Raw genomic sequence first — 10135 nt, 5'->3', positions numbered from 1 at the left:
TCGGCAGATCGTAAAGTAGTCCCAAACGCTATTAGCAATGGGATAGAGGGTGTTGTAGTTCATCCAAGATTAATTAATTTGGTCTGAACTGAATATTAGAATATTTTTCTATATATTTAGAAACTATTGGTAGATAACAAATAAAAATTTAATTAAAGGAGTTGGCTTCGTGGTAGAACCATTACTTTCTGGAATCGTACTAGGTCTAATCCTCGTAACATTGGCAGGACTATTTTTTGCAGCCTACCAACAATATAGACGAGGCAACCAATTAAATATCGACTAATATTATCTATATATTAGATATTTAGTCCTGAAGAGGACGAAAAAAAGTCAAAGCTGTATTGCCGTAAACTTTCTGCCGACAAATTTCTAAGGTGGGAACCAATTTAATTGGCCATCTTTCGGGACTATGTTCCACTGCTAACTCGCTGGTTGGTGCTAAAAGTTGATATTGAGCGATCGCCTCTAATACTGGTTGATACAAGTCACTAGCATAAGGGGGGTCAAAATAAATCAAATCAAACTGCTGCCCTACCAGCACTTTTAACCGTTTCAATACATCTCCCCGCAACACTTGAAATTCCTGAGATGAGCTGGCCACTAATTGCCAATTTTGGCGGATTACAGCACAAGCAGGGCCATATTGTTCGATAGCGATCGCTAAGGATGCTCCTCTACATAAAGCTTCCGCACCCATCGAACCCACACCAGCACATATATCCAGCCATCGACATCCATCTATATGATTTTGCCAAATATTAAAGACAGCTTCTCGCACCTTTGCCAAAGTTGGACGAGTTGCCATTCCTGGTAAAGTTTTTAGTTGACGATTACCATATATTCTTAAATTCATCGCTACGCGCAAGTCAAAATTCAAAATTCAAAATTCAAAAGTTCTCCCTAACTTAGTTTGAGCATTTATAAATGTCCTAACCTTTGCTTCGACTGCTATATAATCGTTCAAAAAGGAATTATGGGAAAACGCTATATATAGAGATTGGAAACTATAGTGCCACACTACATTTATAGTTTAAGGTTTTTAGTTCCATGAAGTAGGCGATCGAACTTTACTGCACTTAAATTCAAACAAAATAATTCTATCTGTTTCAAGGACAAATCATATTTCTCACCAGTTGCTAATATGATCAAGGGCTATATATTTTGACTTGGACTGAATATAGCGCTACACACAAGTCAGAAGACCGAATTTAATTATTAATTATTAATTATTATCTAGTTAGCTAAAGCCAAATTTTTAGGAATAACTTTACTAACAAAATTTGACAAAATTTGTAACCCAATAGTGGAAGATTTTTCTGGGTGAAATTGTACTGCCATTAAATTATCTTTTCCTACTGCTGCGGTAACAGTTTGATTACCGTGAGTAACGGTTGCTGCTGTAACTTGAGAGTCTGTAGGATCAACATAATAAGAATGAACAAAATATACCCAGGGTTGAGAACCTATTTCACTCCATAAAAGATGTTTTGGCTGAGTAAATTGTAGTTGATTCCAACCCATTTGTGGAATTGTTAGACTAGGTTCAGATTTAAACCGACGTACTTTTCCAGCAAGTATTCCTAAACCTGCTTCTTTACCTTCTTCGCTACTTTCAAATAATATTTGTAAGCCTAAACATATACCTAAAAATGGTTTGCCAGAGGCAATAATTTGTTTAATAGGCGTTTCTAAGTTCCGTGTTCTTAAATGTTGTACTGCTGGATCGAAAGACCCTACTCCTGGTAAAATAACTGCATCAGCTTGTTCTATTTCTATGGTCGAATCTGTAATTTTTGGGGTTGCTCCTGCTTTTTCTAAACCTTTACAAACGGAGTGCAAGTTACCCATATCATAATCTATAACTGCAATGGTTGGCATTAATTTATTTTCCTTGTTTTGTGTTTGTTAGGTTGTCAGCATTTAGCTATTAGCTATCAGCTATTAGGTGAACATAAATAAACGCAATTTATGTTTCCCTCTTTCCTATTCCCTATTCTCTTCTAAGAGGAATTAGTCTCCCTCGATAATTAAAAATTATGAGTTATAAATAAAAAGGTCATTAGCTAAATGCCTACGTTAACTTTAATATTATAGTCAATAATTTAGAATTATTTCCAGGATTGACATTTTTTTTATTTTGTCTGAGTTTGAAGCATGAAAATTAAAGTTTTACTGACATCTTTTGATATTTGGAAACCAGAACATACATCTAATTCTTCTGATGATTTATTTGGTCTGATATCTCCTCAAAAATTAACTGATTATTCTCTAAGTTTGGTCAGAAAGTTGCCTGTTGATTCGGAAGTTGCTCCAGAAATTGTGATTTCTCAAATCGAAAAATTTCAGCCTGATGTAATTGTTTGTTCTGGCATGGCAGAAAAACGGGAAATTCTGACAATAGAATCTCAAGCAAATAGTGGAGAAAAGGTGATTAAAACTTCTGTTGATTTGTCAAAGTTGGTGGTTGGTTTAGATGGAACTGAGATTAGTAATGATGCTGGAAAATTTGTCTGTGAAGATTTATATTATTCGGTTTTAAAGTATCTTGATAAAGGTTGTTTAAAAAGTAAGTGCATTTTTGTTCATGTACCTATATTGACGGCAGTTAATAGGGATGTAATTGTGGGAGATTTTCAGAAGATTTTGTCAAAAATATCTTCTTTTTAAAAGATTTTTAAATTCAATTATTAAGTATCTAATTTTAAATCACCAATAGCTAGTTAATTTGATTATTGATTATTGAGATATTGGTGATCGATAGTTTCTCAGTTACTCAGTCAAATTATTAGTTAGTTAATTTCCGGCTAAATTTTCCTTAAAGTTAGTCCGATTTAAAAGATTTATATTTTTGGGGATTTACTCTGAGTTTGAACCATGAAAATCAAAAGTTTACTCACATCGTTTGATATTTGGGAAATAGAACTGAGATTAATAATAATGCCAGAAAGTTGTCTATTATTAACGGCAGTTAAGAGGGATGTAATTGTGGGAGATTTTCTGAAAATTTTGTCAAAAATATCTGATTTTTAAAAGCTTTTGGAATTCAGTTATTAAGTATCTAATTTTAAATCACCAATAGCTAGTTAATTTGATTATTGATTATTTAGATATTGATGAGCGATCGCTTATCACTTACTCAGTCAAGTTAATAGGGATATAATTGTGAAATATTTTCTGAAGATATTTTTGACAATATCTTGGTAAAAATTTTCGGTATTTAGTTGCTAAGTATCAGTAAATATCTGATTTTTGAGCGCCGATAGCTAGTTAATTTGATGATTGATTATGAGATGTTGATGAGCGATCATTTTTCACTTGCTGAGTCAAATTATTAGTTAATTAATTTCTGGCTAAATTTTCCTCAAATTTAGTCTGATTTAAAAGATTTATATTTTTTTTGATTTACTCTGAGTTTGAACCATGAAAAGTAAAGTTTTACTGACATCTTTTGATATTTGGAAACCTGAACATACATCTAATTCTTCTGATGATTTATTGGGTCTGATATCTCCTCAAAAATTAAGTTATTATTCTCTAATTTGGCTCAGAAAGTTGCCTGTTGATTCGGAAGTTGTTCCAGAAATTATGATTTCTCAAATCAAAAAATTTCAGCCTGATGTAATTGTTTGTTGTGGGATGGCAGAAAAACGGGAAATTCTGACAATAGAATCTCAAGCAAATAGTGGAGAAAAGGTGATGAAAACTTCTGTTGATTTGTCAAAATTGGTGGTTGGTTTAGATGGAACTTAGCTTAGTAATGAGGCCGGAAAATTTGTCTGTGAAGATTTATATTATTCGGTTTTAAAGTATCTTGATGAAGGTTGTTTAAACAGTAAGTGCATTTTTGTTCATGTACCTATATTAACGGCAGTTCATAGGGATTTAATTGTGGGAGATTTTCTGAAAATTTTGTCAAAAATATCTTCTTAAAAGTTTTTAGTATTCAGTTATTAAGTATCAGTAAATATCTGATTTTTGAGCGCCGATAGCTAGTTAATTTGATTATTGATTATTAAATGTTGATGAGCGATCGCTTCTCACTAAGTATGATTTTTACTCTACCAATTTTTATGTAAAAATATGTGGTAATATAAATATTATCGAAAGTTACACCTTGACAGTATTGTTTTGAGTAGCTAATATTTAAGGCAGAGACAAAAAAATAGCTGTTACAACATAATAAATGTTGATGGTTGTCCAAGTCTCTCGGAAATTCTAGTTCTGGCTTACTGTGTTGTAAGCCTATTTGGCTAGATATATAGTTAGAGTTCTGTAAGTAATTAAACTTGAAAGAACTATGTAGCAAGAGTTTTAGCTCTTAAAAATTCCAGATGCTAAAAACCTTGACTGACAAACCTTTTAATGACTAATTGACCAGTCACTCTAATTATATCTAGCCAACTGGGCTTAGTACACAGCAGGCCAGAAACAGAATTTCCGAGTCTTGGACTGCGGATCGGCAAATATCATGGCTTAGAGCATTATATAGAAAATCTGGAAATAATCCAGATTAAAGATTGCTATTGCAAGTTTAAGAATAAAGAAGTGGCGTTGTTATCTACTGCTAAAACTCTATTTCTTAGAATTTGTGTTAAGTGGTAATTATTCTATAAATGCTTAAAGTTTTTGCTGAAAACAGAATGTTTTGACTCTCTAAAATTGATTTAGAAGGAGTCATCAATTATGCCGAAAAATAAAGCTACCATAGCTGTTTATGTAGACATTCAAAATGTCAGTTCATTTCCTAAATACGCTAATGATTTTGTGAATTTTGCTAAGTCTCTAGGTGATTTGATTATTTGAAAAGTTTACTATAATTCACACTGTCAAGACCAAGTTAATACTGTGAAAACACTTGAACCTCTTGATTGTCATTTTAAAGATGTTCCTTGTCCTCTAAAAAACAGTGCTGATGATCGATTAATATCAGACTTAATTAAAGATATTGCAGGAAATGACTCCCCAGAGAAAATTATTATTGTATCAGGAGATGGAGATTTTCAAAGTATAGTTAGCATCCTGAAAGAATTGGAAAAATATGTGATAGTTATAGCCCTATATGGAAAAGTAAAGCAACAACTCAAGGAGTCAGCAAACGAGTTCTATTTCTTAGATGAAATACCTCAATCAGGAAAACTAAAAAATCTAACTGAGACAGCTTCATCTTCAACTAAACTTGATTGGGATGATGCTGTAAATTGTGTTTTAGATTGTATTAAAACTGTGGAAAACAAACCTACAACATTAAGTTATCTTGGCAGAATGATGCGGCAGAGCGATTTGTTTCCTAAAGGATGTAAAAAATTTCCTTCTATTTCTAAATCTGATGGGAAAACTTTTCCAAAGCTTGGGGATTTTGTTAAAGCTCTAGCTCAAGAAGGTTTAGTAGTGATGAAAAACGATAAAATATTCATACCTGAAGCCTAAAAAGTTACAATATTAATCTAACAATAACTGTCAATCCAGTTTTTCCTTAAAACTCGATTGACAGTTTTTAATTCAACCATAATTAAATAAGGAGAAAAAATGCACGAACTTCTCATATTTCGTGATGAGAAACTTTTACGTCGCGCCCTGACTCACCGTTCCTATGTTTACGAAAACCCAGGAGGAATAGAAGATAACGAACGTCTAGAATTTCTCGGCGATGCTATATTAACCTTTCTTAGTGGTGAATATCTTTATAAACTTCTGCCAGAAATGGCAGAAGATCAAATGACTCGTAGAAGAGCAGCATTAGTAGATGAAAAACAACTAGCAAAATTTGCCCTTGAAGTTGGTTTAGACTTTAGAATGCGACTTGGTAAAGGTGCCATACAAGAGGGTGGTTTCCAAAATCCTAATTTACTTAGTAGTACCTTTGAAGCAATAGTTGGAGCTTATTATTTAGACAAAGATTCAAATCTTGAAATGGTTCGTCCTCTTGTTGAAAAGTTATTTAATTCTGTTCCTGATGATGTTGTTGAATCTCGTTCTAACGTAGACTCTAAAAATTTATTTCAACAGTGGGTACAAAAAAATTTGAAAACACAACCTCCTAAATATAAAACAGTAAAAGCTGATGGAACGGAGCATAATCCACAGTTTATTTCTAAGGTATTTGTTGATGATACAATATATGGAGAAGGTAGTGGTCGTAGTAAGAAAGACGCTGAAAAAAAGGCAGCAGAAAATGCAATAAGTAGAGTCAAAAAACTAGGGCTAGTTTAATCTGCTTACCTTAGTATAACTTTAATTTTTTTATATTTTTTACATACTTTTTGATATATATTTGATAATACTAAAAAACAAAAATTGAGTATAATAGTTATGTAAAAATATATAAATTTGAGGTAGTGGTGTAAAAGTAGTGATTTTTGCAGTTAGACTCTTGAAAGTAAAAGGGGTTGACTTATAAATTTCACTACATTTACAGGACTATCAAATTTAAGAATAAAAATGACTAATAAATTACCAGAATTTAAAAATCCAGAACTTCTCAAACAAGCTCTAACTCACCGTTCCTATTTAAACGAAAATTCTGGAGAAGAAGATAACGAAAGTCTGGAATTTCTAGGAGATGCTGTACTAGGTTTCTTAGTAGGAGAATTACTATATAAAAGATACAAAGAAGATCGGAATTTCCAACCTAAAGAACTTACTCGCCTCCGTTCACTTTTAGTATATGAAAAACAATTAGCAAAATTTGCCGTTCAGTTAGGAATTGGTGAAAAAATGCGCTTAGGTAAAGGTGCGGAAAAAGATGGCGGTAGACAAAATCCAGCTTTACTTAGCGATACTTTTGAAGCAATAATTGGAGCTTATTTTCTCGACTCGACTTTGACAAAACTTAGACCTTTTATCAAGAGACTTTTTCAACCTGTTGCAGATGATATAATTTTTCCTGATTCTGAGGATAATTCACCACCTAACGATCTAGTAGATACTAAGGGTAAATTTCAACAGTGGGCATTGGAAAAATTTAGAGAAAATCCTAAATATGAATCTAATGATGGGGAGGGTCCCGACCATGCTAAAATATTCACTGCTGAAGTTAGAGTTAGGGGAAAGTTATATGGTGTTGGTAAAGGGCATCGCAAACAAGAAGCTGAAAAACGGGCAGCGGAAAAAGCTCTAAAAAAGGTAGGATTAATTTGAGGAAGAAGGAAGAAGTAAGAATTAATTAAGCTTTTTTCTACTCTCCGAAACTTTATAGTAAGGAAATTTTGATTTGAAAAAAAGCTGATGAAAAAAACTGTAGGGGTTTGCTCTCTAAACCCAAGTAAAAATCGGATTGGGAGACCAAACCTTTACGATAAAATATTACAACCTATTTAAGATTGCTATATCTGAATACTAATGGCTATGATAATTTTTGACTTTTAAGTTTTGACTAAAAATAACCAAGTCAACATGAATAATTAATAATTAATAATTACCTTTTGTTAAAACCGAGAGATAGAAATCAAGTACGGAAATCTCCTAACACTTTTTTCTTCCAACTGAAAAAACTGATAATTGATAACTGATATTAGCTCTGTCGGTCTAGTAGGTACTAATAACTGAAAAAGCTGATAACTGAAAAAGCTGATAACTGAAAAAGCTGATAACTGATAACTGAAATGGATCGCCCACGCTCCCGCAAAGAACTATATGCTCGTATTCGCGAAATAGGCCGCGAAGAATTTATCTTGGAAGAGATGGTTCGCTATGGGTTTTGGCCCGAAGGTGAACAAATGCCCCAAGACCCTACCGATGAAATTGAGCGTCGTGGGGAACTAGAAAAACAACTCCGAAAACTCCGCCAAGAAAATGCTCGCCTTTCCAGTGAAAAGAAACTGCGTCAAGAAGCTTACAAACAAAGATTAGCTGAGTCTCGTCGTAAACAACAAGAAACTAAAGAACGTCGGGAGCGAGAAAGACAAGAACGCGCCGAAGCTTGGCAAGAACAAAAAGAAAATGACATTATTTATCTAGGGGAAGGGGTATCTGGAGGACTTAATAATATTGATGGGAATATTTCCCGTCTCGAAAATAACAACCTGCCTATCCTCAATACTGCCCAAGAAATAGCTACTGCTATGGATATTACTGTAGGAGAGCTTCGGTTTCTGGCATTTTCTCGCCCTACTTCTACAGTTTCCCACTACATCCGATTCAAAATTCCTAAAAAAACAGGGGGGGAAAGGCAAATATCTGCTCCAATGCCACGTCTGAAAAATGTTCAAACTTGGATACTTGATAATATTCTCTGTAATATTCCGCTCCATGAAGCAGCACATGGTTTTCGCGCCGGACATTCTATCTTGACTAATGCCGAACCTCATGTCGCTGCAGATGTGATTATCAATTTTGACCTGAAAAATTTTTTCCCCTCTATTTCTTATAAACGAGTCAAAGGGTTATTTTTTTCATTGGGTTATTCTGAAACTGCTGCTACTATTTTTGCCCTCCTCTGCACCGAACCAGATGTGGCAGAAGTAGAGTTAGATGGACAAACTTATTATGTAGCTCAGAGCGAACGCCACTTACCTCAAGGTTCTCCTGCTAGTCCGGCAATTACTAATATAATGTGTCGTCGTTTGGATAAACGTCTGAGTGAAATGGCAACGAAACTTGGTTTTGTCTATACTCGTTATGCTGATGACTTAACTTTTTCTGGTTCGGGAGATAATCTCCGACACATTTGTAATATTTTCCGACGTACTGAGTCTATTGTCAGCCATGAAGGATTTACCGTGAATGAGGAAAAGACGAGAATTATTCGGCGCAAGTCTAGTCAACTTGAGGTTACTGGTATTGTGGTGAATGAATTTCCGACTATTTCTCGGAAAGAGTTGAAGAAGTTTCGGGCAACTTTGTATCAGATAGAAAAAGATGGACTCCAAGGGAAGAAGTGGGGTAATACTAATGATGTGATATCTGCAATAGAGGGTTTTGCTAATTTTGTAGCAATGGTAAACCCAGAAAAAGGTGGGGAGTTAGTGACGCTGGTGAAAGAAATTAAACAAAAATATGGCGGTAGAAGCAGGGGAGTAGGGGAGTAGGGAAGTAGGAGAGCGTTGCATATTTGTGGGAAATTAGTGGGTGTGGGAAGTGTGGGAAGTGTGGGAGGAATTATAGTTTTAGAGAAAGAGGAAGTACAAAGATTCATCCCTAGGTTTCAGCAACACCAGTAGGAGAAAAGTAAATGTAAGAATAATTAGGTTTGCTGAAAAAACCAAGTGTGGAGATTGTGGAGAAATCGAATCTTGTCTGCTCAAAATGGTAACTTTTTGCAGCTCGCTTGGACTGAAAAGCTAGCACTTTTTTTATCTAAAAAGACGCTTACCTTTATATGTCAATGCTTTGAAAGTTAATCAGCAAGTCCTAATTAACACGCTGTTGGTTAATACAGCGCTTTTCAGTTGAGTAGACCACAGTAGGGACGTTCCATGGAATGTCTCTACTGGGTTTTGGTTGTGACGATGTGGTTCATCAAGAAAGAAAAGCGCTGTAATCAAAAAGGTTAAAACCTACATTCCGCTATATAGGAGATGAAAATGATACATAATATTCAAGATATAGAAAATATTAATTCTGTCTATTCTGAAAAGTTAGTAGGAGTAGGTATTACTAATATTGAAGAACTATTAGAAAAATGTTCTTCTTTAGCAGGAATAGAAGAATTAGAAGAAACTACTGGTATAGAAAAAGACCTGATTATTAAGTGGGTTAATATGGCTGGTTTATTACAAATTAAAGGTATAAAGAAGGAATATTTTTCTCTATTATCAGCTCTAGGAATAGATACAATTTCCAAATTAAAAGATCGGTTTCCTGAAACACTTCATTCCCAGATGATCAAAGTTAATCGTCAACAAAACTTAGTGCAAAGTTTACCTAGTCTAAGTATGGTGAGAAGTTGGGTTTCTCAAGCAATAAATATTCAAAGACAAACTGCCCATAACAATATCCCAACTACTAAATTACCCCAGAAAAAATGGTCTTTAGATTGGTCTGATTAAGAAAAAATTGAAAGAGAATAAAAAACTTATGTTTGCCACTTTTAAATAGAATTATCTGTCAAAATTTTCTATTGCATAATCCTGAGATTAGACTACAAATAATTAATACCAAATTCCAACAAGGTTCTGATAGTAAAAAAGGGAGT

General features: G+C 34.0%; 11 protein-coding genes and 1 pseudogene. 10 read left to right on the top strand and 2 right to left on the bottom strand.

What is annotated here, in order from left to right; translation table 11 throughout:
- The first annotated feature begins 169 nt into the window (after positions 1 to 169).
- Positions 170 to 286: a cytochrome b6-f complex subunit V gene (petG, locus tag F6K40_RS21495; RefSeq protein WP_124147707.1), complete on the top strand. Its 117-nt coding sequence runs from the start codon at positions 170 to 172 to the stop codon at positions 284 to 286.
- 21 nt (positions 287 to 307) lie between these two features.
- On the opposite strand, the gene rsmD is transcribed toward petG, so the two are convergent.
- Together rsmD and hisH are read right to left on the bottom strand one after the other, a co-directional pair.
- Complete coding sequence (gene rsmD / locus F6K40_RS21490) at positions 308 to 856, bottom strand: 16S rRNA (guanine(966)-N(2))-methyltransferase RsmD (RefSeq protein WP_293139142.1); 549 nt, start codon at positions 854 to 856, stop codon at positions 308 to 310.
- Positions 857 to 1236: 380 nt separating this feature from the next.
- On the bottom strand, positions 1237 to 1881 hold the full coding sequence (hisH, locus tag F6K40_RS21485) for an imidazole glycerol phosphate synthase subunit HisH (RefSeq protein ID WP_293139141.1): 645 nt from the start codon (positions 1879 to 1881) through the stop codon (positions 1237 to 1239).
- Positions 1882 to 2157: 276 nt separating this feature from the next.
- Between hisH and F6K40_RS21480 the strand changes: the two genes are divergently transcribed.
- The 9 genes and pseudogenes from F6K40_RS21480 to F6K40_RS21440 all read left to right on the top strand — a co-directional run bounded on the left by F6K40_RS21480 (position 2158) and on the right by F6K40_RS21440 (position 9989).
- Complete coding sequence (locus F6K40_RS21480) at positions 2158 to 2670, top strand: pyroglutamyl-peptidase I family protein (protein WP_293139140.1); 513 nt, start codon at positions 2158 to 2160, stop codon at positions 2668 to 2670.
- 207 nt (positions 2671 to 2877) lie between these two features.
- Entirely contained in the window at positions 2878 to 3033 is a 156-nt protein-coding gene (locus F6K40_RS21475) for a hypothetical protein (protein WP_293139139.1), read from the top strand.
- Between the two features lie 390 nt (positions 3034 to 3423).
- Positions 3424 to 3753: a C15 family peptidase gene (locus tag F6K40_RS21470; protein ID WP_293139138.1), complete on the top strand. Its 330-nt coding sequence runs from the start codon at positions 3424 to 3426 to the stop codon at positions 3751 to 3753.
- Between the two features lie 12 nt (positions 3754 to 3765).
- A pseudogene (locus F6K40_RS21465) lies at positions 3766 to 3933 on the top strand (peptidase C15); the annotation flags it as partial.
- A gap of 915 nt (positions 3934 to 4848) precedes the next feature.
- Positions 4849 to 5430, top strand: coding sequence for an NYN domain-containing protein (locus F6K40_RS21460; RefSeq protein ID WP_293139137.1), 582 nt, complete (start codon positions 4849 to 4851; stop codon positions 5428 to 5430).
- Between the two features lie 99 nt (positions 5431 to 5529).
- Positions 5530 to 6213, top strand: a complete 684-nt coding sequence (rnc, locus tag F6K40_RS21455; protein WP_293139136.1) for a ribonuclease III — start codon at positions 5530 to 5532, stop codon at positions 6211 to 6213.
- Positions 6214 to 6441: 228 nt separating this feature from the next.
- A complete protein-coding gene (rnc, locus tag F6K40_RS21450) occupies positions 6442 to 7140 on the top strand; it encodes a ribonuclease III (protein WP_293139135.1) in 699 nt (232 codons plus the stop codon).
- A 464-nt stretch (positions 7141 to 7604) separates the two neighbouring features.
- Positions 7605 to 9029, top strand: a complete 1425-nt coding sequence (locus F6K40_RS21445) for a reverse transcriptase family protein (protein WP_293139134.1) — start codon at positions 7605 to 7607, stop codon at positions 9027 to 9029.
- A gap of 495 nt (positions 9030 to 9524) precedes the next feature.
- Positions 9525 to 9989 (top strand): DUF4332 domain-containing protein, encoded by a 465-nt coding sequence (locus F6K40_RS21440; protein WP_293139133.1) that lies wholly within the window; start codon positions 9525 to 9527, stop codon positions 9987 to 9989.
- Positions 9990 to 10135: the final 146 nt, after the last annotated feature.

Origin of the sequence: Okeania sp. SIO3I5 (assembly GCF_010672085.1) — a bacterium.
Classification (GTDB): domain Bacteria; phylum Cyanobacteriota; class Cyanobacteriia; order Cyanobacteriales; family Microcoleaceae; genus Trichodesmium.
The sequence above is the reverse complement of the archived record's forward strand: the minus strand, read 5'-3'. Positions and strand labels throughout refer to the sequence as shown.